Here is a 24,359-nt window from a genome sequence, read left to right as displayed (position 1 = left end):
GACCACGTCATGAAGCAGTCCGCTCGCACCCTCTCCTGCGGGATCGCGGTGATGGCCGTCCTCGGGATCGGTCTCTCCGTCGTGATCGCCGGCCCCGCACAGGCGGCACCGTCCGCCCCGAGCTGGGACGACGTGCGAGCGGCGAAGGCGGACACCGCCCAGGCGCAGTCGACCGTCGACGAGCTGAGCAGCCGGCTGCAGACCCTGCAGGACGCGGCCGACCGGGCACAGGTCACGGAGCTCCAGGCCGGGCAGACGTACGCCCTCGCGTCGTCGCAGCAGCAGGACGCGCAGGCCACGCTCGACGACCTCAGCGCGCAGGCGAAGCGGGCGAAGAGCAAGGCGGACGACTCCGCGCAGCAGGTCGCGGGGCTCGTGGTCGAGCTGTCGCGCACCGGCGGCGGGGACCTCTCGACGACGATGCTCATCGACGCCCAGGACTCGAAGGACCTGCTCTACCGCGTCGGCACGATGTCGCACCTGTCCGAGCGCTCGGCCACCGTGCTCGCCGAGGCCCAGGCGGACCAGAACACCGTCGACGCGATCGCCGCGCAGCAGTCCTCCGCGACGAAGGCCCTCGCGAAGGCCACCGAGGCCACGAAGCGGGCCCTCGACGACGCGAACGCCACCGCCGCGTCGGCGCAGGCCCGGGTCCAGAAGGAGCAGGACCAGCAGGACGAGGTCCTCCAGCAGCTCGCGTACCTCAAGGGCACGAGCGTCGCCACCGAGACCGCCTACTGGAACGCCCAGCAGGCGAAGCAGGCCGAGGCGGAGCTCGCCTCGAAGACCTCGACGACCGGCAGCGACGACGGCACCAGCGGGACGACGAGCCCGACGAAGTCGAGCTCCGGCGGAGGCGCGTCGACCACGCCGAGCAAGCCGAGCGCGAGCACGCCGGCGAAGTCGAGCACGCCCAGCACCGCGGCCAAGCCGAGCACGCCGAGCACTCCCGCGAAGGCGCTCACCCCGAGCACTCCGGCGAAGCCGAGCACGCCGGTCACCACCCCCACGACCCCGACCGCGCCGAGCACCCCCTCGAAGGCCGCCGGCGCCATCGCCTACGCCCGAGCCCAGATCGGCGAACCCTACGTCTTCGGCGGCGCCGGCCCGGACCAGTGGGACTGCTCCGGGCTCGTGATGATGGCGTACAGCTCGCAGGGCATCGCCACCGGCGGTCACAACGTGGTGTGGCAGTACAACCACTTCCAGTCCATCGGTCGTCTCGTCCCGCTCTCGCAGCGGCAGCCGGGCGACATCCTCTTCTACTCGTCGAACGGAACCGCCTCGGGTGGTTACCATGACTCGATCTACACCGGGAACGGGATGATGGTCGAGGCCGCCAAACCGGGTGTCGGTGTCGTCGAGCGCGCCGTCTGGACCCCGAGCCAGCTGCTGCCCTACGTCGCCCGCCCGAGCGGCTCCCTGTAGCCGGTGAGAACGACAACGGCGCCCGCCCTCCACCAGGAGAGCGGGCGCCGTTCGTCGTGCGGAAGCGTCAGTGCGAGCCGGGCACGTACGCGGCCTGACCGGCCTGCACGATCGCCTCGGCCTCGGCGGCGTCGCCCCAGCCCTCGGCCTTGACCCACTTGTTCGGCTCGAGGTCCTTGTAGCGCTCGAAGAAGTGCGCGATCTCGGACTTCGTCTGCTCGTCCACGTCCGAGATGTCCTGGATGTGCTGCCAGCGCGGGTCCTTCGCGGGGACCACGAGGACCTTCGCGTCGTTGCCCGCCTCGTCGCTCATCTTGAAGACGCCGACCGGGCGGACCTTGACGCCCACGCCGGGGAACGTCGGGTACTCGAGGAGCAGCAGCGCGTCCACGGGGTCGCCGTCGTCCGCGAGGGTCTTCTCGAAGAAGCCGTAGTCGGTCGGGTAGACGAACGACGTGAACAGCACGCGGTCGAGGTAGACGCGCCCGGTCTCGTGGTCCACCTCGTACTTGTTGCGGCTGCCCTTGGGGATCTCGACGACGACGTCGTACGCGGCCATGTTGCGCTCCTGGTCTCTTCGGTGAATCGGGCTGTCGGTGTATCCGAAAGCGCGGCTAACGTTACCGGGTGAACACTCCGCGTCCCCGGCTGGATCCAGCGGTCGCCGACACCAGGCGCGCGGTCCGGGTGCTGCTCTCGACGGCCCTCGACGAGGCGCTCGTGGGGACCGGCGACCTCGTGCTCGTCGCGCTGAGCGGCGGACCGGACTCGCTCGCGCTGGCCGCCGCCACCGCGTTCGAGGCGCCGAAGCAGGAACTGCGGGTCGGCGCGGTGATCGTGGACCACGCGCTCCAGGCGGGTTCCGAGGCGGTGGCGAGCCGCGCCTCCAGGCAGGCATCGGAGCTGGGACTCGCGCCGGTGACGATCCGTCGGGTCGCCGTCGGTTCAGCGGGTGGTCCCGAAGGGGCCGCACGGGAGGCGCGACACGCGTCCCTCGCCGAGGTCGCGTCCGAGACGGGGTCACCGCTCGTGCTGTTCGGGCACACGCTCGACGACCAGGCCGAGTCCGTCCTGCTGGGCCTCGCCCGCGGGAGCGGGCCGGACTCGCTCTCCGGGATGGCGCCGCTGACGCGTCGTGAGGCCGGTCCCGCGTACGGGCGGCCGCTGCTCGGCCTCCGGCGGCACACGACGAGGCAGGCGTGCGTCGCAGCGGGGCTCGCGCCGTGGGACGACCCGCAGAACGACGACCCGGCGTTCGCGCGCGTCCGGGTCCGCAACAGCCTCATGCCGGTGCTCGAGCGGGAGCTCGGCGCGGGGGTGCCCGAGGCGCTCGCGCGGACCGCCGACCAGTTGCGCGAGGACTCCGCCGCACTCGACCACTTCGCCGAGGAGATGGCCGAGGACCTCGCCGAGCACTCCGAGGCGGGCATCTCGCTGTCGGTCCGGGGGCTCGCGGCCAACCCGCCCGCGCTCCGACAGCGACTCGTCCGCCTCGCCGTGGAGAGCGAGTTCGGCGTGACACTGTCCCGTGTGCAGACGCTCGAGGTGTGCCGGCTCGTCACCGACTGGAGCGGACAGGGGCCGATCGACCTGCCCGGCGTGCGGGCGTCACGGTCGGGGGACCGGCTGGCGTTCAGCGCCGGTTAGTCTGTGGTGGTGGAACTCTCCGACGTCCAGGCAGACCTGTCCGAAGTGCTCTTCACCCCCGAGCAGATCGACGAGAAGCTCGCCGAGCTCGCCGCGGTGGTCGACGCCGACTACGCGGGGCGCGATCCGCTCCTCGTCGGCGTCCTCAAGGGGGCCGTCATGGTGATGGCCGACTTCTCGCGCCACCTCAAGATGCAGGCCCGCATGGACTGGATGGCGGTGTCGTCGTACGGCTCCGGCACGAAGTCGTCCGGCGTCGTCCGGATCCTCAAGGACCTCGACACCGACCTGCACGGGCGGGACGTGCTCATCGTCGAGGACATCATCGACTCCGGCCTGACGCTGTCGTGGCTCAGGCAGAACCTCGAGTCCCGCGGGGCCGCCAGCGTCGAGATCGTCGCGCTGCTGCGCAAGCCCGAGGCCGCCAAGGTCGAGGTCGACGTGAAGTACGTGGGCTTCGACATCCCCGACGAGTTCGTGGTCGGGTACGGCCTGGACTACGACGAGCGCTACCGCAACCTGCGCGGTGTCGGCGTGCTCGCTCCGCACGTCTACTCGTAGGACTCGCGACCAGTATCTGAAATACCCACCGGGCTACCGTTCGATCAACCGATCGAAAGGAGCTCCGATGGGAGCCTTCACCAAGTCCGTCCGCGTCTGCGGGATCGCTGTCCTCGGCTTCGGCCTGACGTTCGGGACCGCCGCGCTGGCAGCTCCGGCCGTCGCCTCCGAACCGTCCGCGGTGTCCCAGACGACGCGGTCCGGATCCGTCATCGAGGTCACCTCCGACCTCAGTCCGACCGAGGACACCGCGTTCGACCTCGCCGGTGTCGTGCACGGCGTGGACGTCGACGAGATCGTGATCGGCCTCGGACTCCCGGACCACGAGACGGCCACCGTCCCGGTCGCAGCGGACGGATCGTTCGCGTACACGTTCGAGGACGGCCTGGCCGCCGGTCGCCACACGATCGACCTCGCCGTCGAGGGTGCGGTCCAGGACGAGAGCCGGAGCCGGTCGGTGCTGCTCGAGGTGCGCGACGCGGACGGGATCGTCCCGCTGCCCGACGACCGGTTCACCCCGATCGAGGTGCGGTCGGAGGCGACCTACCAGCGCGGCGAGCGACTGACGGTCCAGGGAGTCGCGACCCCGGGTGCCGAGGTCACGATCACCGGGTGGAGCGCCGGTGTGTACGGCGAGAAGGTGCGCGCCGACGAGCGAGACGGCCGATGGTCGTGGACGTCGAGCAACACGATGTTCGACGCCACGCAGCTGTTCACATTCGCGCAGGAGCACGAGACCGGTTCGGACAGCGCGCCGATCGAGTTCGCCGCGGTCGCCGAGGAGGCGCTGACGCCGCTGGAAGTGGAGTCCGAGGCGACGTACGTTCGCGGCAAGCGCCTGACCGTGGAGGGTGTCGCGACCCCGGGCGCGGAGATCACCATCGCGGGGTGGGGCGCCGGCGTGTACGGCGAGAAGGTGACGGCGGATGAGCAGAGCGGCCGCTGGAGCTGGACGTCCAGCAACACCATGTACGACGCGACGCAGCTGTTCACGTTCTCGCAGGAGCACCGGCTCGGCTCGGCCAGCGAATCGATCGAGTTCCGCGCCGTGACCGACGCCGCGTTCTCGCCGTACACCGCGACGGCGTGAGCCGTGCGGGGCGGGCCGGCCGGATCGGCCCGCCCCGCGGACGACCGGCAGGTTCGTCGGAGTGAGTTCGCCCGCAGAGGACACCCATTCTCGCCACAGAATCGCGGCCGTATGCTGATCAGCACGCAACTTCGGCAGAGAAAGGTGTCGGGCGCTCTGCCCGGATCACATGGACTTCAAGCGCATCCTTCGCGGGCCGTACATCTACGTGCTGATCGCGATCGTGGGGATCTGGATCGGCTGGGCCGTGATCAGCCAGTCCGGCACGCAGCAGATCGACACGCAGAAGGGCCTCGAGCAGCTCTCCGACGGCAAGGTCTCCTCGGTGGTGATCAACTCCACCGAACAGCGGGTCGACCTCACCCTGAAGGACGGCAACGCGCACGAGCAGTTCTACTACTCGACGCCGCGCGGTGAAGAGGTCGTCAAGGCCGTCAACGATGCGAACCTGCCGAAGGGCTACAACGACACGGTCCAGCAGTCGAGCTGGTTCATGTCGCTGCTCGGCATCATCCTGCCGTTCCTCATCATCGGCGCCGTGTTCTGGTTCCTGCTGTCGAGCGCCCAGGGCGGCGGTTCGAAGGTCATGCAGTTCGGCAAGTCCCGGGCGAAGATGAACAACAAGGAGAACCCGCAGGTCTCCTTCGCCGACGTCGCCGGTGCGGACGAGGCGATCGAGGAGCTCCAGGAGATCAAGGAGTTCCTCAAGGAGCCGGCGAAGTTCCAGGCCGTCGGCGCGAAGATCCCGAAGGGCGTGCTGCTGTACGGTCCCCCCGGCACCGGCAAGACGCTGCTCGCCCGAGCCGTCGCCGGCGAGGCGGGTGTGCCGTTCTACTCGATCTCCGGTTCGGACTTCGTCGAGATGTTCGTCGGTGTCGGTGCCAGCCGCGTCCGTGACCTGTTCGAGCAGGCGAAGCAGAACTCGCCCGCGATCGTCTTCATCGACGAGATCGACGCCGTGGGTCGTCACCGCGGTGCCGGCATCGGTGGCGGCAACGACGAGCGCGAGCAGACGCTGAACCAGCTCCTCGTCGAGATGGACGGCTTCGACGGCAAGACGAACGTCATCCTCATCGCGGCGACGAACCGTCCCGACGTGCTCGACCCCGCGCTCCTGCGCCCGGGCCGGTTCGACCGTCAGATCGGTGTCGATGCCCCGAGCCTGCAGGGCCGCAAGCAGATCCTCGAGGTGCACGCGAAGGGCAAGCCGCTCGCCGCGAGCGTCGACCTCGAGCTCCTCGCCCGCAAGACGCCCGGGTTCACCGGTGCCGACCTCGCGAACGTCCTCAACGAGGCCGCGCTCCTGACGGCCCGTTCGAACGCGCAGCTCATCGACAACCGTGCCCTGGACGAGGCGGTCGACCGCGTCATGGCCGGTCCCCAGCGCCGTACCCGGATCATGTCCGACCAGGAGCGCCTCATCACGGCGTACCACGAGGGCGGGCACGCGCTGGCGGCTGCTGCGATGCGCCACACCGACCCGGTCACGAAGATCACGATCCTGCCGCGCGGCCGGGCCCTCGGCTACACGATGGTGCTCCCGCTGGAGGACAAGTACTCCGTCACCCGCAACGAGCTGCTCGACCAGCTCACCTACGCCATGGGCGGGCGCGTCGCAGAGGAGATCGTCTTCCACGACCCGACCACGGGTGCGTCGAACGACATCGAGAAGGCCACCGGCACCGCGCGGAAGATGGTCACCGAGTACGGCATGAGCCGTGCGGTGGGCTCCGTCAAGCTCGGCTCGGGTTCGAGCGAACCGTTCGTTGGACGCGACATGAGCGGCGGGAGCGGTCGCGACTACTCGGAGAACATCGCCGAGACGGTCGACGCCGAGACCCGCGCCCTGCTCGAAGCAGCCCACGACGAGGCCTACCAGGTGCTCAACGACAACCGCGACATCCTCGACCGCCTGGCCGGTGAGCTCCTCGAGAAGGAGACGCTCGACGCGCCGGAGCTCGTGGAGATCTTCAAGGACGTCCGCAAGCTGCCGGAGCGCCCGCAGTGGTTGTCGAGCGACAAGCGACCGGTGAGCAACCTGCCCGCGATCGAGGTGCCCGGCAAGGCCGCCTCCACCGCGTCCGAGCAGCCCGACCACGAGTCGTCGAAGCCCCGTCGCCGTCCCTTCGGCAACCCGGGTATCGCCCCCGCGTAGGCCGGCATGACCGACCTGCCGACGAGACGGTCGCGTCGGCTCGCCGAGGTGAGCCAGGCGCGGGCAGCAGCAGCCGAGCCGCCGACGGTCGCGATCGACCTCCGGGCACCAGCACCGGTGCCGGAGATCGTGACCGGCCGGCGGCGGGACCGCGACCGCGGAACGCCGGTCGACGATCGCACCCGGGTGATGGGCATCCTCAACGTCACGCCCGACTCGTTCAGCGACGGCGGCCTCCACCAGGCGTACGACGCCGCCGTGCAGCACGCGCGGGAGCTCGTCGCCGCGGGCGCGGACATCGTCGACATCGGCGGGGAGTCCACCCGCCCGGGAGCCGACCGCGTGCCGGTCGAGGTCGAGCAGCGGCGCGTCCTGCCGGTCGTGCAGCAGCTCGTCGGCGAGGGCGTCCCGGTCAGCGTCGACACCATGAACGCCGCCACCGCGGAACGCGCGGTGGAGCTCGGCGCCGCGATCGTGAACGACGTCTCGGGCGGCCTCGCCGACCCCGACATGGCCCGGGTCGTCAAGGACACGGGCGCCGGCTTCGTGGTGATGCACTGGCGCGGGCACAGCGACCGGATGTACCGGAACGCCGAGTACGTGCACGCCGTCGACGAGGTCCGGCGCGAGGTCGAGATGCGCGTCGCCGAACTCATCGTCCTGGGCGTGCGTCAGGAGCAGATCGTGATCGACCCCGGGCTCGGGTTCGCGAAGCAGGGCGTGCAGAACTGGGAGATCCTGGCCGGGTACGAGCGCTTCGCGTCCATCGGGCTGCCGGTGCTCGTCGCCGCATCACGTAAACGCTTCCTGGACGGGGTCGGCAGCGCTGCCGGTGCGCCGCCGAAGGACCGCGACCTCGCCACCGCCGCCATCAGCCTGCTCTCCGCCGAACGCGGGGCGTGGGGTGTACGCGTGCACGACCCGGCACCGACCCGTGCCGTGCTCGACGTCTGGGACGCCTGGAGGGCAGCTCGATCGTGAGGGACACCATCCGTCTGACCGGTGTCCGCGCGCGCGGCCACCACGGCGTCTTCGACCACGAGCGCGCCGAGGGCCAGGACTTCGTGGTCGACGTCGCGGTCGAGGTGGACGCCCGCGCCGCGTCCGGCAGTGACGACCTGGAGCACACCGTGCACTACGGCGTGCTCGCCGAGCAGGTCGTCGCCGAGATCGAACGCGACCCGGTGGACCTCATCGAGACCCTCGCCGAGCGCATCGCCGCCGCGGTGCTCACCCACCGTGCGGCCCTGGCGACCGAGGTCACCGTGCACAAGCCGCAGGCGCCCATCACCGTGCCGTTCGACGACGTCTCGATCACGATCCGGCGCACCCGCGGCGGCGTCCTGCCTGCGGACCGCGACGAGGAAGAAGAGTGAGCCGCGCCGTCATCGCCCTCGGCGCCAACCTCGGCGACCGCGGCAGCACCCTGCGCGCCGCCGCGGCCGCGATCGCAGCGCTGCCCGGGGTCCGTCCGGTGGCGTCCAGCCGCGAGGTCGAGTCGGTCGCCCTCACGCTCGACGGCCCGGACACGACGAAGCCGCGGTACCGCAACGCCGTCGTGGTCGTCGACACCGAGCTCGAACCGCAGGAGCTCCTGGACGCCCTGCACGGCATCGAGGACACGCACGGTCGCACGCGCGAGGTCCGCTGGGGCGACCGCACGCTCGACCTCGACCTGGTGGCGTACGACGACCTGACCATCGGCACGACGAGCCTCACCGTGCCGCACCCGCGCGCCGGGGAACGGACGTTCGTGCTCGCGCCGTGGGCCGACGCCGACCCGGACGCCGTGCTGCCGGGCGCCGGGCCCGTCGCCGAGCTGCTGGCCGCGCTCGGCGACGACACCGAGCGTGTCGACGAGCCGCGCCTCTTCGACGTGCCGGAGGCACTCCCGTGAAGCCGACCCGAGCCTCCACCCTCGTCAGCGTCGCTGTCGTGGCCGCCGTCGCCGGTTTCGCCCTCGACGCCGTGCTCGCCTCGCGCCAGGCGCCCACGCTGTTCCTCGCGACGCCGCTCGGCATCACCCTCGCCTTCATCGGCATCGCGGTCGTCCTGATGGCACGGCCCATCCGGCGCCACGCGCGTGACGGCACGGGACGCCAGCGCCCCGTCGACCCGCTCTACGCGACCCGCGTGGTCGTGCTGGCGAAGGCGTCGAGCATCTGCGGCGCGCTCTTCGGGGGCTTCGCGCTCGGGCTGGTCGTGTACCTCCTGACCCGCTCGGCCCTCCCTTCGCTAGGCTCGACCCTGCCGAACGTCGTGGCGGTCGGGGGTGGGCTCGTGCTGACGGTGTGCGCACTCGTCGCCGAACGGATGTGCGTGGTGCCTCCGGGCGACGATGACGACGACGACCTCCCCCGGGGCGGCACGACGCAGGCACACTGACCCAGGCGCACCCACCAGACTGCAGGAGGCCCGCGATGCCGCGCGAACGACTCGACGAGCCCGGCCTCGGCCTGACGGGCACCACCTGGACCCGGGTGTCGCCGAAGCTCGTCTGGACGGAGCTCATCACGACGATCGTCATCGGGGTCGTGGTGACTGCCGGCTGCGTCCTCATCGGCGTCGTCAGCGGCGGATTCGAGCGGCCGGCCGGCATCGTGTGGACCTTGATCGCGATCGTCGTGTTCGTCGTCGCGGTGATCACCGCGGCGCTGACGCCTCGCCGCGTCCGGGCGATCGGGTACGCCCTGCGCGACGACGACCTGGTGCTGCGACGGGGCCTGATGTGGCAGCGGTTCACGGCCGTGCCGTACGGCCGCATGCAGCTCGTCGACGTGAACCGCGGACCGCTCGACCGGGTGCTCGGCATGAGCGAGCTGAAGTTCGTGACGGCCGCCGCCTCGACCAACGTCCGGATCCCGGGCATCCCGTTCGCCGACGCCGACGAGTTGCGCGACCGGCTCGTCGAGCTCGCCGAGTCGCGCCGCGCCGGACTGTAGGGGCGCCGGATGACGTTCCGACCAGGGCCGCTGCCGCCCGCGCCGCCCTCCCGCGGCGACGCGGCCGCCGCTGCGCCGCTCACCGACGGCGAGTGGCACCGCATGCACCCGCTGACACCGCTGCTCAAGGGCGGCATCTTCCTCATCGTGATCCTCGGCTACGTGGTGAACAGCCTCCGGGACCAGGTCGTCGAGCTCTTCATCCCCGGGGGCGGCGGCCGGCAGGACGACGGCGACCCGGTGCGCTACGTGTACGAGCACGGCGTGGTCGGCTGGGTGCTCCTCGGCGTGGCTGTCATCCTCCTGGTGCTCCTGGGTCTCTTCACCCTCTCCTGGCGCATGCACGAGTTCCGCGTGACGGGCGAGATCGTGGAGGTCCGCTCGGGCGTCCTGTTCCGCACGAACCGCAAGGCACGGCTCGACCGCATCCAGGGCATCAACATCTCGCGGCCGCTGGTCCCGCGGATCTTCGGCACGGCGAAGCTCGAGATCGCGCAGGCGGGCAACGACGCGAACGTGCAGCTCGCGTACCTCGGTGTGCGGGCGGCGGACGACCTCCGGCAGCGCATCCTCGTGCTCGCGTCCGGGGCGAAGGACGACGACCGACGGCACGATCCGGCGCGGGCGTCGAACGGTGTGCTGCAGGACCGCGTGGACGAGATCTTCTCGCCCGAGCTCGACCCCGCAGCGGTGCGCGCCACCCGCGTCGTGAAGGTGCATCCCGGCCGGCTCATCGCGTCGATGCTGCTCTCCGGCACCACGGTGTTCATCGTGCTGGCCGTCGCCGCCATGATCGTCAGCGTCGCGGTCACCGGCGAGTACGGGATCCTGTTCGGCCTGTTCCCCGCCGTCATCGGCGCGGGCGGCTACTACGTCCGGAAGTTCTCCCGCTCGCTGCAGTACACGATCGCCGAGACCCGGGACGGCATCCGGATCGGGTTCGGGCTGGTGTCGACCTCGAACGAGACCCTGCCGCCCGGGCGCATCCACGCCGTGAGCGTCGCGCAGCCGCTGCTCTGGCGTCCCTTCGGCTGGTGGGACGTCCGGATCAACCGTGCGACGAACGCGGGCAACGGCGCGTCGAACAACCAGCAGGTCTCGTCGATCGTGCTGCCCGTGGGCACCGCGGCCGACGTCCGGGAGGTCCTCGACATCATCCTGCCCGGCCTCGTCGGCACCGCGGTCGCCGGTCCCTCGGCGTCGCAGGAGCAGCTCCGCGAGGGCTCGTCCGAGGCCGTGAACGTCGTCGACGACAGTCTCACGACGACGGGCGACCGCGGCGGCTTCGTGCACTCCCCGCGACGGGGCGCCTGGCTGCGGCCGTTCTCGTTCCGCCGCAACGGCTACCGCTTCGTCCAGGGCGCCGTCCTGCTCCGGCTCGGAGCCGTCTGGCGGTCGCTGGTCATCGTCCCGCTGCCCCGCGTGCAGAGCGTGAAGGTGTCGCAGGGGCCGCTCGAGCGCGCGCTCCGGCTGGCTTCCGTGCACGTGCAGACCGTGCAGGGTCCGGTGGCCGCCCGTGTCGGCGCCCTGGACGCACAGGACGCGCAGCGGCTGTGGTCGGACACCGCGGAACGCGCCGTCGAGGCGGCTGCGGCGGACACGTCCCATCGGTGGCGCGAACGGGAGGCCCGGCTCGGCGCCGGTGGGGACGCTGCGGTCCCGCAGGCGGTCGACACCACCGCCCCCACCGCCTCCGACGCGACCCCGTCCGGTCCGCAGGGTGCGCACCGGACCGATGCCGCGCCTCCCGGCCCCTGGGGCGAGGTCCCGCCACCGGGAGCCGCACGATGAGGGCGGGACGGCTGGGCGTCGGCGTCCTCGGTGCCGGACGCGTCGGACCCGTCCTCGGCGCGGCGCTCGCGAACGCGGAGCACGCCGTCGTCGGGGTGACCGCCGTCTCCGACGCCGGGCGCGACCGTGCCGAGGCGATGCTGCCCGGCGCCCCCGTCCTGGAGACGCCGGACCTCGTCGAGCGGAGCGAGCTGGTGCTGCTCGCGGTGCCGGACGACCAGCTCGCCGACCTCGTGCAGGGGCTCGCCGACGCGGGGATCTGGCAGCCGGGTCAGCTCGTCGTGCACACGAGCCCGGACCACGGCGTCGGCGTCCTCGCACCGGCCATGGCGGCCGGGGCGATCCCGCTCGCGATCCACCCGGCGATGGCGTTCACCGGCACGAGCGTCGACCTCGTCCGGCTCCGTGACGCGTACTGCGCCGTGACCGCCCCGGCGCCCGTGCTCCCGATCGCCCAGGCGCTCGTCGTGGAGATGGGCGCTGAGCCGTTCGTGGTCGACGAGCAGGACCGGCCCGCGTACGCCGATGCCGTCCGTGCCGCGGTGAGCTTCTCGACCGCGATCGTGGACCAGTCCGCCGGCACGCTCGAGGGGATCGGGGTGGAGCACCCCGGGCGGGTCCTCGGGGCACTGGTGCGGTCGGCGGTCGACAACGCGCTCGCCGCTGCCGACGGGCAGGCGACGCTGTAGGCGGGCGGCGCTGTACGATTTCGGGGACCCCCACGACCCCATCGGAGCCGCACCAGCAATGAGCGAAGAGACCGCCGCCGCAGACGCCCTGTCCGCCGAGGAGACCAGCGAGCAGCGACAGGTCCGGCTCGACAAGCGGGCGAAGCTCCTGGAGTCGGGGATCGAGGCGTACCCGGCCGAGCTGCCGATCACCACCACGATCCCGGCGGTGCGTTCGCAGTACGAGCACCTGGAAACGGGCGAGGAGACGCAGGACGTGGTCGGCGTCGCCGGCCGCATCGTGTTCTCGCGCAACACCGGCAAGCTCTGCTTCGCCTCGCTGCAGTCCGGCGACGGCTCCCGCATCCAGGCGATGGTCTCCCTCGCCGAGGTGGGCGAGGAGTCGCTGGCGCGCTGGAAGGAGTTCGTCGACCTCGGCGACCACGTGTTCGTGCACGGGCGGGTGATCTCCTCGCGGCGCGGCGAGCTGTCGATCATGGTCGACGACTGGGCGATCGCGGCGAAGGCGATCCTGCCACTGCCGAACCTCCACAACGAGCTCAACGAGGAGACGCGGGTCCGCCAGCGCTACCTCGACCTCATCGTGCGCGAGGACGCCCGCGCGACGGTCCGTGCCCGTGCCGCCGTGATGGCCTCGCTGCGACAGACGTTCGCGTCGCACGACTACCTCGAGGTCGAGACCCCGATGCTGCAGACCCAGCACGGCGGCGCCTCGGCACGGCCGTTCGTGACGCACTCGAACGCGTTCGACACCGAGCTGTACCTCCGCATCGCGCCGGAGCTCTTCCTCAAGCGCGCCGTCGTCGGCGGCATCGACCGCGTGTTCGAGGTGAACCGGAACTTCCGCAACGAGGGCGCCGACTCCACCCACTCGCCCGAGTTCGCCATGCTCGAGGCGTACCAGGCGTACGGGAACTACGAGCAGATGGCCGACCTCACGCAGGAACTCGTCCAGAACGCCGCCCGCGCGGTGACGGGCGGCGCGCTCGAGGTCACCCTGGCCGACGGCACCACGTACGACCTCGGCGGCGAGTGGCCGCGCATCGACATGTACGGCTCCTTGTCCGAGGCGGCCGGTCGGGAGATCACGCCCTCGACGCCGTTGGCGGAACTGCAGGCGCTCGCCGCGTCCCAGGGTGTCGAGGTCTCGCACGCCACCCACGGCAAGTACGTCGAGGAGCTCTGGGAGCACTTCGTCATCGACTCGCTCGACCGCCCGACGTTCGTGATGAACTTCCCGGTCGACACCTCACCGCTGACCCGCGAACACCGCACGCGCCCGGGCATCGTCGAGAAGTGGGACCTCTACGTCCGTGGCTTCGAACTCGCGACGGCGTACTCCGAGCTCGTCGACCCGGTCGTGCAGCGCGAGCGGTTCGTCGACCAGGCGCGGCTCGCGGCCGGGGGCGACCCGGAGGCGATGCGCGTCGACGAGGAGTTCCTGCGGGCGCTCGAGCACGCGATGCCGCCCTCGGGTGGCATGGGCATGGGCATCGACCGCCTGCTCATGGCGATCACCGGGCTCGGTATCCGCGAGACGATCCTCTTCCCGCTGGTGAAGTAGCTCCCTGCCGGGCGGGGTACGATGCTCCGGTGCCGCATGGAGTCGTGACCGGGATCATCTTCGCCCTGACGCCGACCGTCGTCGTCGGCCTCATCTTCTGGTTCGTGATGCGTGCCATCATGCGGGCCGACCGCACCGAGCGCGCTGCCTACGCCCGGGTCGAGGCGGAGGAGCGCGCCCGCTTCGAGCGTGAACACGGCGTGGCCGCGCCCGCACCGGCGTCCGCCGAGTAGTCCCACCCATCCGCCGCGCTTCACCGTGCGTTCACCGCACGGTGCGAGCCTGCGGTGCATGTGCGCGACCCCGGAACCCGCAGACGCCGTCGGCTCGCCTGACGCGCCCGGCTCCGCTGACGACCCCGGCTCCGCTGGCGCCCTCGCGTCGGCCGACCTCGCGGACCTCGACCCCGAGGACGCTTTCGGGCACCCCGCCGTCGCAGATCCCGCACGCGACGACGCCGTGTGGCCGGACGGCGACGAGGACGACATCGACGTCTGAGCGTCCGGACCCCGTCACCGGACGTTCACCCGGAGGTCGCGTCACGGGGTGAACATCGTCCGCATGTCCATCACGCAGTTCTTCACCGGCCGGCACGCGGTCTCCGCTGTCCGCGGCCGCGTCTTCACCGGCCGCAGCCTCGTCGGCGACATCGAGAGCGAGTACGACGAGTTCGACCGCGACGCCGATCTCGAGGTCTCCAAGCGTCGCGAGGGGTGGCTCGAACCCTCCTGGTGACCCCCATCCGTTCGGTTTTCGGGGTACGACGACCGGATCGCAACGATCCGGATCGACGTACCCCTTTTTCGTGTCCACTCGGCGCGAGGAACCGGGGTACATCGTCGGAAACGAGCAAGAAACACCGACGCAACGGCGGAAACATCACGTCATCCCCTTGAACCCCGGCCAGTTGGGGGACCAGACTGATGATGGGCTGTACCCCGTGGGGGACGGTTCTGATGACGAAGCACGGAGAAGCCTGGGAATCGATCCGATCGGTTTGTGGGGTACACCTCGCGACCGCTTTACTCATCACACCCCCCAAACGAGGCCATCACCGTCGAACGCAGGGAGAGTCACCATGACGATCGCAACCGCAGCACCGAAGACGACGACCACTGGCACCACCGCGCGCCGCACCAGGAAGGCCGCAGCCGTGAAGACCCCGGTCGCGGTCGAGACCACCACGCTCGACACCGAGGTCGAAGCCGACGAGCAGCTCGCGGGTGTCCGCGGCGCCTCGGTCGACCAGGTCGGCGACTACCTCCGGCACATCGGCCGGCTCTCGCTCCTCACCGCCGAGGAAGAGGCCGAGATCGCCCGTCGCATCGAGGTGGGACTCTTCGCGGAAGAGAAGCTCAACACCGAGAAGGGCCTCCCGAAGACCCTGCAGCGCGAACTCCGCTGGCTCGTCCGCGACGGCGAGCGAGCCAAGGAGCGCATGATCACCTCGAACCTGCGCCTCGTCGTGAGCATCGCCAAGCGCTACTCGCAGCGCGGGCTACCGTTCATGGACGTCATCCAGGAAGGCAACCTCGGCCTGGTCCGTGCGGTCGAGAAGTTCGACTTCACCCAGGGCTACAAGTTCTCCACGTACGCCACCTGGTGGATCCGCCAGGCGATCTCCCGCGGTCTGGCCGACAAGGCCCGCACGATCCGCATCCCCGTGCACACGGTCGAGCTGATCAACAAGATCTCCCGCACCGAGCGCGACCTCACCGTCGACCTCGGCCGCGCGCCGATGCCCGACGAGGTCGCGGCGGAGCTCAGCATGAGCGTCGAGGAACTCGTCGACCTGAAGGGCCGCTCGCACGAGCCGGTGTCGATCCACACGGTCGTCGGCGACTCGGACGACAGCGAGCTCGGCGACTTCATCGAGGACGAGGACGCCGCGTCCCCGAACGAGCTCACCGAGACGACGCTGCTGCACCGCGACATCCGTTCCATCGTCGCCGAGCTCCCGAGCGACGAGGCGAACGTGATCCGCATGCGCTACGGCCTCGACGACGACAAGCCGATGACCCTCGACGAGATCTCGAAGATCGTCCACACGACCCGCCAGGCGGTCAGCCGTGTGGAGTCCCGCGCCAAGCTCCGCCTCTTCGCCAAGGCGGTCTCGCAGGACATGCAGCTGTACCTGACCGACTGAGGTCAGCGGGCTTCGGCCGACGCGTGAGCGTCGGCACGGGGAACCGGGCCGTCCTGTGGGAAGGCGGTCCGGTGGGGTGATGGGAAGGCCCGCTCAGGCATCTGCCTGGGCGGGCCATTCACGTCTCACTCCTCGCGTTCCTCTCACTCCTCCACCTCGCGCCCGAGCCGCTGCCTGAGGTCCTGCGGGATGAGCTCGATGAGCTGGTCCGGGCGCACCGGCAGGTCGAGCAGGCTGAGCTTCACCCGGCCAGTCCGTCCGTGCCGCTCGGCGTCGAGGCGCACCACGCTGCCGGCGTCCTTCCGCAGGCGGACGTCGAGCTGTGCGCCCGTGGCCACCTCGCCGACGACGAGTCCGTCGACCTCGAGTGCGGCGCTCCGGGTCCCCTCCGCGATGTCGAACCGGTAGCGCTCGCGCGCGGCGAGCACCACGGAGCGGTCGATCCCCGCCATCGGCGCGACCGGCGTCACCACGGAGCCGGACAGCGCGGGGGAGAGCACCGGGCCGCCGGCGGCGTAGTTGTACGCCGTGGACCCGGCCGGGGTCGCGGCGACGATGGCGTCCGCGCGGTAGTACCCGTACCCGAGCCCGCCGACGCTGAGGTCCGCCGACACCTGGCCGGCGCCGGGCCGTCGCACGATCGTCAGGTCGTTGAACGCGAGGTAGTCCGTCCGTGCCCCGCTCCAGAACAGCCGCGCCTCGAGTGCGTGGTGCGGTTCGAGCTGGTAGTCGCCGGCGGACAGCCGTTCGAGGGCGGACTCGAGCTCGGGCGGCTCGATCTCGACGAGGAACCCGACGTTGCCGTAGTTGACACCGAGCACCGGCACGGGGCGCCTGGCCACGAGCCGCATCGCGCCGAGCATCGTGCCGTCCCCGCCGAGCGCCACGACGAGGTCGACCCGCTCGGTGAACTCGTCCTCGGCGACGACGTCGATCGTGCTCCCGAGCCGTTGCGCATCGGCACGCCGGGCGATGAGCTCGCCGCGGCCGGACGCGTTCCAGCGACCCAGGGTGTCCACGGACTCCTGGACGTTCTTGGTCGGGTGGACGACGAGGCCGACGACGGGCTGCTCCATGCACGGATCGTACCCGTCGCACCCGGGATCCCCCCGGCGCAACGGGGTCACGCCCACGGCGAACAGGGGCAGACCACCGGGGGAGCGCTGGTTACTCTCGATGTACGTCACCGGACTTCCACGAGCCCGGCAAGGGAGAGCACATGTTCGAGAGATTCACCGACCGAGCCCGTCGTGTTGTCGTCCTCGCTCAAGAAGAAGCGAAGATGCTCAACCACAACTACATCGGCACCGAGCACATCCTCCTCGGCCTCATCCACGAGGGCGAGGGCGTCGCCGCGAAGGCGCTGGAGTCGCTCGGCATCTCGCTCGATGCCGTCCGCGAGCAGGTCCAGGACATCATCGGGCAGGGCCAGCAGCAGCCGACCGGGCACATCCCGTTCACGCCGCGCGCCAAGAAGGTGCTCGAGCTGTCCCTGCGCGAGGCGCTGCAGCTCGGCCACAACTACATCGGCATCGAGCACATCCTCCTCGGCCTCATCCGCGAGGGCGAGGGCGTCGCCGCCCAGGTGCTCGTCAAGCTCGGCGCCGACCTCAACCGCGTCCGCCAGCAGGTCATCCAGCTCCTGTCCGGCTACCAGGGCAAGGAAGCCGTCGCCGTCGGCGGCGAGACGCAGCAGAACGCCCAGCAGGGTTCGCAGGTCCTCGACCAGTTCGGTCGGAACCTCACCCAGGCCGCGCGCGACGCCAAGCTCGACCCGGTCATCGGGCGCGAGAAGGAGATGGAGCGGGTCATGCAGATCCTCTCCCGTCGCTCCAAGAACAACCCCGTCCTGATCGGTGAGCCCGGCGTCGGCAAGACCGCGGTCGTCGAGGGCCTCGCCCAGGCGATCGTCAAGGGCGACGTCCCCGAGACGCTGAAGGACAAGCAGCTCTACTCGCTCGACCTCGGGTCGCTCATCGCCGGGTCCCGCTACCGCGGTGACTTCGAGGAGCGCCTCAAGAAGGTCACGAAGGAGATCCGGACCCGCGGCGACATCATCGTCTTCATCGACGAGATCCACACGCTCGTCGGTGCGGGTGCTGCCGAGGGCGCGATCGACGCCGCGTCGATCCTCAAGCCGCTCCTCGCCCGTGGTGAGCTCCAGACCATCGGCGCCACCACGCTCGACGAGTACCGCAAGCACTTCGAGAAGGACGCCGCACTCGAGCGTCGCTTCCAGCCGGTGCAGGTCAACGAGCCGTCGCTGCCGCACGCGATCAACATCCTCAAGGGCCTCCGCGACAAGTACGAGGCGTTCCACAAGGTGTCCATCACCGACGGTGCGATCGTCGCCGCGGCGAACCTCGCGGACCGCTACGTGCAGGACCGCTTCCTGCCGGACAAGGCCATCGACCTGATCGACGAGGCCGGCGCTCGCCTGCGTCTGTCGATCCTGTCGGCGCCGCCGGAGCTCCGCGAGTTCGACGAGAAGATCTCGACGGTCCGCGGGTCGAAGGAAGCCGCGATCGAGGAGCAGGACTTCGAGAAGGCCGCATCGCTCCGCGACGAGGAGAAGAAGCTCCTCGGCGAGCGTCTCCGTCTCGAGAAGCAGTGGCGTGCCGGTGACGTCGCCGCGTCCGGCACCGTCGACGAGGGCATCATCGCCGAGGTCCTGGCGCAGGCCACGGGCATCCCGGTGTTCAAGCTCACGGAAGAGGAGACCTCGCGTCTCGTCTTCATGGAGAAGGCCCTGCACGAGCGCGTCATCGGTCAGGAAGAGGCCATCTCGGCCCTCTCGAAGACCATCCGCCGCACCCGCGCCGGACTGAAGGACCCGAACCGCCCCTCGGGCTCGTTCATCTTCGCCGGCCCCACGGGCGTCGGGAAGACCGAGCTCGCCAAGGCGCTCGCGGAGTTCCTGTTCGACGACGAGGGCGCACTGATCTCCCTCGACATGTCGGAGTTCGGTGAGAAGCACACGGTCTCGCGACTCTTCGGTGCCCCTCCCGGGTTCGTCGGGTTCGAGGAGGGCGGCCAGCTCACCGAGAAGGTGCGCCGCAAGCCGTTCTCCGTGGTCCTCTTCGACGAGATCGAGAAGGCTCACCCGGACATCTTCAACTCGCTGCTGCAGGTCCTCGAAGAGGGTCGCCTGACCGACGGTCAGGGCCGCGTCGTCGACTTCAAGAACACCGTCATCATCATGACCACGAACCTCGGTTCGCAGGGCATCGCCGGTGGCCCGGTGGGCTTCCAGGTCGAGGGTGACTCCGGTGTCGGCTACGACCGCATGCGCGCGAAGGTGAACGAGGAGCTCAAGAAGCACTTCAAGCCCGAGTTCCTCAACCGCGTCGACGACACGATCGTGTTCCCGCAGCTGTCGCAGCCGGAGCTGCTGCAGATCGTGGACCTGTTCGTGAAGCGTCTGTCGGACCGCCTGCTCGACCGCGACATGACGGTGGAGCTGACGCTCGCCGCCAAGGAGCAGCTCATCAAGGTCGGGTTCGACCCGGCGCTCGGTGCGCGCCCGCTCCGCCGCGCGATGCAGCACGAGGTCGAGGACCAGCTGTCCGAGCACATCCTGCAGGGTGAGCTCAACGCCGGCGATCACGTGAAGGTCGACTTCGCGGACGGCGCGTTCCAGTTCGAGACCGGGCGTCAGCCGGGTCGCGAGGAGGTCCTCGCCGGTGCCGCGGCGGTCGATTCCGCGGATGCTCCGCAGGGCGAGATCGAGTCCTAGGACCCAGCCGGAGAACGAACGGGAGGCGCGGTGCCAGCTGGCACCGCGCCTCCCGTTCGTCGTGTTCGTGCGTCTACAGGCGGTCGTCGCGCTCCGCGACGCTCGTCGCGTCGCTGTCGGCGGTGCCGTCGGAATCGCCGGCGAGACCGTCGGCCATGCCGTTGGTCTGGTCGAACGCGTGGCCCGCTGTCTCGTCGTTGAGATCCGCCAGGGAGCCCTGCTGCGCGTGGCGTCCCGAGCCCGTGCCGTGGGTCGTGTCCGGTGTGTTCGGCGTCTGCGTCACCGGCTGCCCGTCCTGCACCTCACCGCGCCAGCCGGCGTCGGTCGGGGCCGCCTCGACCCGCTCCTTGTAGTTCTGCAGGTCCTTCTTCACGGCGTGGCCACCGACGCCGACCGCCGAACCGAGCTTCTCGAGGATGCCCGACGGTGCCCAGTCGATCTGCGCGGTGACGCGCGTCTCGGTCTCCGAGAGCTTGTGGAACGTCACGACACCCGCGTGCTCGGTCTCGCCGTCCTTGACCGTCCAGGCGACGCGCTCGTCCGGGTGCTGCTCGGTGATGACGGCCCGGAACTCGCGCTCCTGACCGGCGACCTTCACGGTCCAGTCGGTGGTGGTGTCGTCGACCTGGACGATCTTCTCGACCTCGTCGAGGAAGAGGGGGAACTCCTCGAACCGGGTCCACTGGTCGTAGGCCTGTCGGACGGGAACGGTGACGTCGACGGTCTCGATGATCTGGGGCATGCTGCTCCTCCTTGTCGTCTCGTGCTTCGTGCATCGTGTGCACCTGCCGTGCTCCGTGCCCTCCGGACGGTAGGCGGATGCGCCTGGACGCCACCCAGGGCACCGTCCCCCGGTCGCACTAGGGTGGAGGAGATGACTGAGCACGGGAAGCACGCGTTCCACGAACGGGACGAGCACGGCATCCTCGTGCGTCCCGCGCTCGCATCCGACGTCCCCCACATCCAGCGGCTCATCTCGCCGTACGTCGACCGCCGGATCCTGCTCGGCAAGGAGAACGTCGCGCTCTACGGCTCGATCCAGCAGTTCCGGATCGCCGAGGGGCCCGACGGGTTCCCGATCGGCTGCGGCGCCCTCGCCGTCTTCTGGGACGACATCGCCGAGGTCCGTACCCTCGCACTCGACGCCGACTGGATCCACAAGCGCGTCGGCCACCGGATGCTCGAGGCGCTGGAGCACGACGCGCGGGAGCTCGGCGTCGCGCGGATCTTCTGCCTCACGTTCGAGGTCGACTTCTTCACGAAGCACGGGTACCTCGAGATCGGCGAGAGCGTCGTGTCGCCCGAGGTCTACGCCGAACTCGTGCGGTCGTCGGACGAAGGGGTCGCGGAGTTCCTCGACCTCGCCCGTGTCAAGCCGAACACGCTCGGCAACACCCGCATGCTGAAGATCCTCTGACGCTTTCGGGTCCTGCTCGGCGGGGTTGCCCCGCTCGGCCCGGAGCGTTGTCTACCCTGTGCGCATGTCGTCGTTCCGTCACCCCGTCGGGCCCGAGAAGCCGGGCGTCTACTGGCGTCGTCGCGCCACGGTGGTCGGGGTGCTCCTGCTCATCGTGATCGTCGTGGTGCTGATCGTCGTCGGGCGGGGCGGGGCGACGTCGGCGGAACCCGGGGCTGCGGCGTCCGCGTCGTCGTCCGGTGCGACCCGTGCGTCCGGCGGATCCGGCGGGTCCGGCGCGTCTGCGTCCGATCCTGCTCGGGTGACACCGTCCGCGTCCGCGTCATCGTCCTCTGCTGCGGCTGCGGACGGTTCCACGTGCTCGAAGGACCAGATCCAGCTCACCCCCGTCGTCGACAAGACCTCGTACGGACCCACCGAAGACCCGAAGATCGCGATGTCGATCAAGAACACGGGGTCGAACTCGTGCCACATGGACCTCGGGTCGTCGCAGCAGGTGCTCACCATCAGCTCCGGCGAGGAGCAGTACTGGTCGTCGAAGGACTGCCAGACCGGCGGCACCAACCAGGACGTCACGATCAAGGCCGGTCAGACCCTGACCACGCCCGCGATCGCATGGGACCGGACACGTTCGTCGACGTCCACGTGCGACTCGTCACGGCCGTCGGTGACCGGTGGGGGAGCGAGCTACCACCTCCAGGTGGCGGTGGGGAACATCGAGGCGAAGGACTCGGTGCAGTTCATCCTCGAGTAGCCACCGAGCAGCGCTCGCTCGTCGTGTACCCGAGATGCAGAACGGGCCCGCCGTCCAGAGGACGACGGGCCCGTTCGAGCTGAAGGAGATCAGCCGATGACGGTGATGTTCTCCGCCTGCGGGCCCTTGCGGCCCTCGGTGATGTCGAACTCCACCTTCTGGTTCTCCTCGAGCGACTTGTAGCCGTTGCCGGCGATCGCGGAGAAGTGGGCGAAGACGTCAGCGCTGCCGTCGTCCGGCGCGATGAAGCCGAAGCCCTTTTCGTTGTTGAACCACTTGACGGTCCCAGTTGAAGCCATGAGAGGCGTTTCCTTACTTTCTTGCCAGTCGACATCTGCTGTCGACTGCCTTGCGAAGCGGCATTCGCTGCCGCCGATCCACCAACGGATGTCGTCAGATCGATGCGTCCCGCGGGCATGGACCGGCGGAACGGGTTCGGGGCCAGGCGGCCGGGGAAGGCCAGTGACCGATGGCGCTCGAGGTGCTGGGCACCGGAAGAACGATGGACTCCCGCCGAAGCGGTTGGTACCAATCTAGCGCCTCTCGGCGACAAGGGAAGAGCCGAAGTCGCCGAACGGCCATGAATCTGGTGGACTAGGCGGTGATGGCAGACAAGGAACAGCGTTTCCGGAGCGAACAGCTCGAGGAAGCCCTCGCGAAGCAGGACGTCGCCGCGGTGGCGTTCGCGCTCCGCAACGACATCGTGATCGTCCCGCGGCTCGTCACCGGCAAGAGGGACATGCAGGTGCGGGTGTTCGGGCGCGAGGGCTCGGACAAGCGCATCCTGCTGCTGTTCTCGTCGGCCGATGCGTACACCGCGATGGTGCCGGACGAGAAGATCCGGCAGGTCATGGTCTACGACGGTCCGAGGCTCGAGGAGTTCCTCGCGGCGCACCTCGACTCGCTCGAGGGTGTGTTCTTCGACATCGCCGGCCCGCACACGATGCAGGCCACGCCCGAGGATCTGCTCGCCGCACTGCGCGCCTGATGCCGCGCCTGGCGCCACTCGCGGTTCTCCCGCGCGGTTCGCGCGCATGACTCGCGTGCGTGGTTCGCGCGCGGCCCGGATCAGAACGCGCGGTCGAGCTCCCGTTCCCGCTCGCTGGCAGCCAGGGAGAACGCGACCCGGAGCGCTTCGCGGAGGTGCTGCGCGTCCGCCCCGAGCACGGTCGTGAACCCCAGCCGTGCTGCCTCGGTCGCGCGCTGCTTCGTGCCCGTGGTCGGGCGGATCTCGCCGGCGAGGCTGATCTCACCCACGGCGGCGAGCGTGTGCGGGTACGGACGGTCCCGTGCGGCGCTCGCCAGCGCCAGGGCGATCGCGAGGTCCGCACCCGGTTCGGTGAGCTTCATGCCACCGACCGTGGAGACGTAGACATCGGCGTCGGACAGCTTCAGGCCGGCTCGGCGCTCGAGCACGGCGAGGAGCATCGCCACGCGGGACGCGTCGACGCCGTTCACCACGCGGCGGGGCTGTGGCGCCGAACTCGGCACGACGAGGGCCTGCACCTCGACCGGGAGCGCCCGACGCCCCTCGAGCGCGACGGTCACGCACGTGCCCGACACCGGTGCGCCGTTCTTCGACATGAACAGACCACTGGGGTCCGGGACCTCGTGGATGCCGTCCCCGGCCATGTCGAAGCACCCGACCTCGTCGGTGGGACCGAAGCGGTTCTTCAACGCCCGGACGAACCGGAGCGCGGTCTGACGATCCCCCTCGAAGTGACACACGACGTCGACGAGGTGCTCGAGCAGCCGAGGGCCGGCGATGGTGCCGTCCTTCGTCACGTGGCCCACGATGAGCACGGGGAGCGCGCGGTCCTTCGCGACACGGATGAGCGTCGACGCGACCTCGCGCACCTGGGACGTGCCACCCGCGATGCCGTCGACCGAACTCGACGAGATCGTCTGCACGGAATCCGCGATCAGGAGGTCCGGTCGCACCTTGTCGATCTGACCGAGGATGACGCCGAGGTCGACCTCGCTCGCCAGGTAGAGGTCGTCGTGCATCGCCCCGGTGCGCTCGGCACGGAGCCGGACCTGGTCGACCGATTCCTCGGCACTGACGTAGAGGACCCGCTTGCCGGACGCGGCCGCACGCGACGCGACCTCGAGCAGGAGCGTCGACTTGCCGACACCGGGCTCGCCGGACAGCAGGACCGCGGCGCCCGGGACGACACCGCCACCGAGGACCCGGTCGAACTCGCCGATGCCGGTCTGCCAGCGCTGGACCGACGTCCCGCGCGCTTCGGTGATGGGACGCGCCACGCGGTTGCCCGCGACGGCGACCGCCGTCGTGCCCCGCGCACTGGCCGTCGCGGCCGACGAGTCTTCCACGGTGCCCCACGACTGGCACTCGCCGCAGCGCCCGACCCACTTGATGCTGGTCCAGCCGCACTCCGTGCAGCGGAAGAGGGACTGAGCGCGCGCCATGACCGTCAG

The 24,359-nt window shown here is 70.2% G+C and carries 25 protein-coding genes and 1 pseudogene; 21 read left to right on the top strand and 5 right to left on the bottom strand.

Annotation, left to right across the window (positions count from 1 at the left end; genetic code table 11):
• The first annotated feature begins 9 nt into the window (after positions 1–9).
• On the top strand, positions 10–1,428 hold the full coding sequence (locus HP507_RS14625; protein ID WP_175352519.1) for a C40 family peptidase: 1,419 nt from the start codon (positions 10–12) through the stop codon (positions 1,426–1,428).
• Positions 1,429–1,495: 67 nt separating this feature from the next.
• Here HP507_RS14625 and HP507_RS14620 read toward each other — a convergent pair whose 3' ends face one another.
• Positions 1,496–1,987, bottom strand: a complete 492-nt coding sequence (locus HP507_RS14620) for an inorganic diphosphatase (RefSeq protein ID WP_175352518.1) — start codon at positions 1,985–1,987, stop codon at positions 1,496–1,498.
• Between the two features lie 68 nt (positions 1,988–2,055).
• Between HP507_RS14620 and tilS the strand changes: the two genes are divergently transcribed.
• From tilS to HP507_RS14540, 16 genes are all read left to right on the top strand, one after another.
• Positions 2,056–3,075: a tRNA lysidine(34) synthetase TilS gene (gene tilS / locus HP507_RS14615; RefSeq protein WP_175352517.1), complete on the top strand. Its 1,020-nt coding sequence runs from the start codon at positions 2,056–2,058 to the stop codon at positions 3,073–3,075.
• 9 nt (positions 3,076–3,084) lie between these two features.
• Positions 3,085–3,636, top strand: a complete 552-nt coding sequence (hpt, locus tag HP507_RS14610) for a hypoxanthine phosphoribosyltransferase (protein WP_175352516.1) — start codon at positions 3,085–3,087, stop codon at positions 3,634–3,636.
• A 67-nt stretch (positions 3,637–3,703) separates the two neighbouring features.
• A complete protein-coding gene (locus HP507_RS14605) occupies positions 3,704–4,726 on the top strand; it encodes a hypothetical protein (protein WP_175352515.1) in 1,023 nt (340 codons plus the stop codon).
• A gap of 169 nt (positions 4,727–4,895) precedes the next feature.
• A complete protein-coding gene (ftsH, locus tag HP507_RS14600; protein WP_175352514.1) occupies positions 4,896–6,881 on the top strand; it encodes an ATP-dependent zinc metalloprotease FtsH in 1,986 nt (661 codons plus the stop codon).
• A 6-nt stretch (positions 6,882–6,887) separates the two neighbouring features.
• Positions 6,888–7,862 carry a dihydropteroate synthase gene (gene folP, locus HP507_RS14595; protein ID WP_175352513.1) on the top strand — a complete coding sequence of 325 codons (975 nt, stop codon included), beginning with the start codon at positions 6,888–6,890 and terminating at the stop codon, positions 7,860–7,862.
• The gene (gene folB, locus HP507_RS14590; protein WP_175352512.1) at positions 7,859–8,257 is read left to right on the top strand and encodes a dihydroneopterin aldolase; all 399 of its coding nucleotides are present in this window, start codon (positions 7,859–7,861) and stop codon (positions 8,255–8,257) included. Before folP ends, folB begins: the two co-directional genes overlap by 4 nt.
• A complete protein-coding gene (gene folK / locus HP507_RS14585) occupies positions 8,254–8,778 on the top strand; it encodes a 2-amino-4-hydroxy-6-hydroxymethyldihydropteridine diphosphokinase (protein WP_175352511.1) in 525 nt (174 codons plus the stop codon). The genes folB and folK overlap by 4 nt, the downstream gene beginning before the upstream one ends.
• The gene (locus HP507_RS14580; protein WP_175352510.1) at positions 8,775–9,266 is read left to right on the top strand and encodes a DUF3180 domain-containing protein; all 492 of its coding nucleotides are present in this window, start codon (positions 8,775–8,777) and stop codon (positions 9,264–9,266) included. The genes folK and HP507_RS14580 overlap by 4 nt, the downstream gene beginning before the upstream one ends.
• Before the next feature lie 35 nt (positions 9,267–9,301).
• A complete protein-coding gene (locus tag HP507_RS14575; RefSeq protein ID WP_175352509.1) occupies positions 9,302–9,823 on the top strand; it encodes a PH domain-containing protein in 522 nt (173 codons plus the stop codon).
• A gap of 9 nt (positions 9,824–9,832) precedes the next feature.
• Positions 9,833–11,614, top strand: coding sequence for a PH domain-containing protein (locus HP507_RS14570; RefSeq protein ID WP_175352508.1), 1,782 nt, complete (start codon positions 9,833–9,835; stop codon positions 11,612–11,614).
• Complete coding sequence (locus tag HP507_RS14565) at positions 11,611–12,303, top strand: Rossmann-like and DUF2520 domain-containing protein (protein WP_175352507.1); 693 nt, start codon at positions 11,611–11,613, stop codon at positions 12,301–12,303. The genes HP507_RS14570 and HP507_RS14565 overlap by 4 nt, the downstream gene beginning before the upstream one ends.
• 58 nt (positions 12,304–12,361) lie before the next feature.
• The gene (gene lysS, locus HP507_RS14560) at positions 12,362–13,867 is read left to right on the top strand and encodes a lysine--tRNA ligase (protein ID WP_175352506.1); all 1,506 of its coding nucleotides are present in this window, start codon (positions 12,362–12,364) and stop codon (positions 13,865–13,867) included.
• A 29-nt stretch (positions 13,868–13,896) separates the two neighbouring features.
• Positions 13,897–14,100, top strand: coding sequence for a hypothetical protein (locus HP507_RS14555; RefSeq protein WP_175352505.1), 204 nt, complete (start codon positions 13,897–13,899; stop codon positions 14,098–14,100).
• A 58-nt stretch (positions 14,101–14,158) separates the two neighbouring features.
• Positions 14,159–14,365: a hypothetical protein gene (locus HP507_RS14550; RefSeq protein WP_175352504.1), complete on the top strand. Its 207-nt coding sequence runs from the start codon at positions 14,159–14,161 to the stop codon at positions 14,363–14,365.
• A gap of 63 nt (positions 14,366–14,428) precedes the next feature.
• Positions 14,429–14,602 carry a hypothetical protein gene (locus HP507_RS14545; protein WP_175352503.1) on the top strand — a complete coding sequence of 58 codons (174 nt, stop codon included), beginning with the start codon at positions 14,429–14,431 and terminating at the stop codon, positions 14,600–14,602.
• Positions 14,603–14,945: 343 nt separating this feature from the next.
• Positions 14,946–16,013 (top strand): sigma-70 family RNA polymerase sigma factor, encoded by a 1,068-nt coding sequence (locus tag HP507_RS14540; RefSeq protein WP_175352502.1) that lies wholly within the window; start codon positions 14,946–14,948, stop codon positions 16,011–16,013.
• A gap of 143 nt (positions 16,014–16,156) precedes the next feature.
• On the opposite strand, the gene HP507_RS14535 is transcribed toward HP507_RS14540, so the two are convergent.
• On the bottom strand, positions 16,157–17,089 hold the full coding sequence (locus tag HP507_RS14535) for an NAD(+)/NADH kinase (RefSeq protein WP_175352501.1): 933 nt from the start codon (positions 17,087–17,089) through the stop codon (positions 16,157–16,159).
• A 143-nt stretch (positions 17,090–17,232) separates the two neighbouring features.
• On the opposite strand from HP507_RS14535, the gene HP507_RS14530 reads away from it, so the two are divergent.
• On the top strand, positions 17,233–19,749 hold the full coding sequence (locus HP507_RS14530) for an ATP-dependent Clp protease ATP-binding subunit (protein WP_175352500.1): 2,517 nt from the start codon (positions 17,233–17,235) through the stop codon (positions 19,747–19,749).
• Between the two features lie 295 nt (positions 19,750–20,044).
• On the opposite strand, the pseudogene HP507_RS14525 reads toward HP507_RS14530, so the two are convergent.
• Positions 20,045–20,491: pseudogene (locus HP507_RS14525) on the bottom strand (SRPBCC family protein); the annotation flags it as partial.
• Positions 20,492–20,623: 132 nt separating this feature from the next.
• Between HP507_RS14525 and HP507_RS14520 the strand changes: the two are divergent.
• Together HP507_RS14520 and HP507_RS14515 are read left to right on the top strand one after the other, a co-directional pair.
• Entirely contained in the window at positions 20,624–21,166 is a 543-nt protein-coding gene (locus tag HP507_RS14520) for an amino-acid N-acetyltransferase (protein ID WP_175352499.1), read from the top strand.
• 64 nt (positions 21,167–21,230) lie between these two features.
• Complete coding sequence (locus tag HP507_RS14515) at positions 21,231–21,920, top strand: hypothetical protein (protein WP_175352498.1); 690 nt, start codon at positions 21,231–21,233, stop codon at positions 21,918–21,920.
• Positions 21,921–22,009: 89 nt separating this feature from the next.
• Here HP507_RS14515 and cspE read toward each other — a convergent pair whose 3' ends face one another.
• A complete protein-coding gene (gene cspE, locus HP507_RS14510) occupies positions 22,010–22,219 on the bottom strand; it encodes a transcription antiterminator/RNA stability regulator CspE (protein WP_175352497.1) in 210 nt (69 codons plus the stop codon).
• 305 nt (positions 22,220–22,524) lie between these two features.
• Between cspE and HP507_RS14505 the strand changes: the two genes are divergently transcribed.
• The gene (locus tag HP507_RS14505) at positions 22,525–22,908 is read left to right on the top strand and encodes an SseB family protein (protein WP_175352496.1); all 384 of its coding nucleotides are present in this window, start codon (positions 22,525–22,527) and stop codon (positions 22,906–22,908) included.
• Between the two features lie 80 nt (positions 22,909–22,988).
• Here HP507_RS14505 and radA read toward each other — a convergent pair whose 3' ends face one another.
• Positions 22,989–24,350 (bottom strand): DNA repair protein RadA, encoded by a 1,362-nt coding sequence (gene radA / locus HP507_RS14500; protein WP_175352495.1) that lies wholly within the window; start codon positions 24,348–24,350, stop codon positions 22,989–22,991.
• Positions 24,351–24,359 lie beyond the last annotated feature (9 nt).

This window comes from Curtobacterium pusillum, from assembly GCF_013359865.1.
In the GTDB taxonomy this organism is placed as follows: Bacteria; Actinomycetota; Actinomycetes; order Actinomycetales; family Microbacteriaceae; genus Curtobacterium; species Curtobacterium pusillum.
Note: the sequence above shows the minus strand (reverse complement) of the source record. Positions and strands in the feature narration are given on the sequence as shown.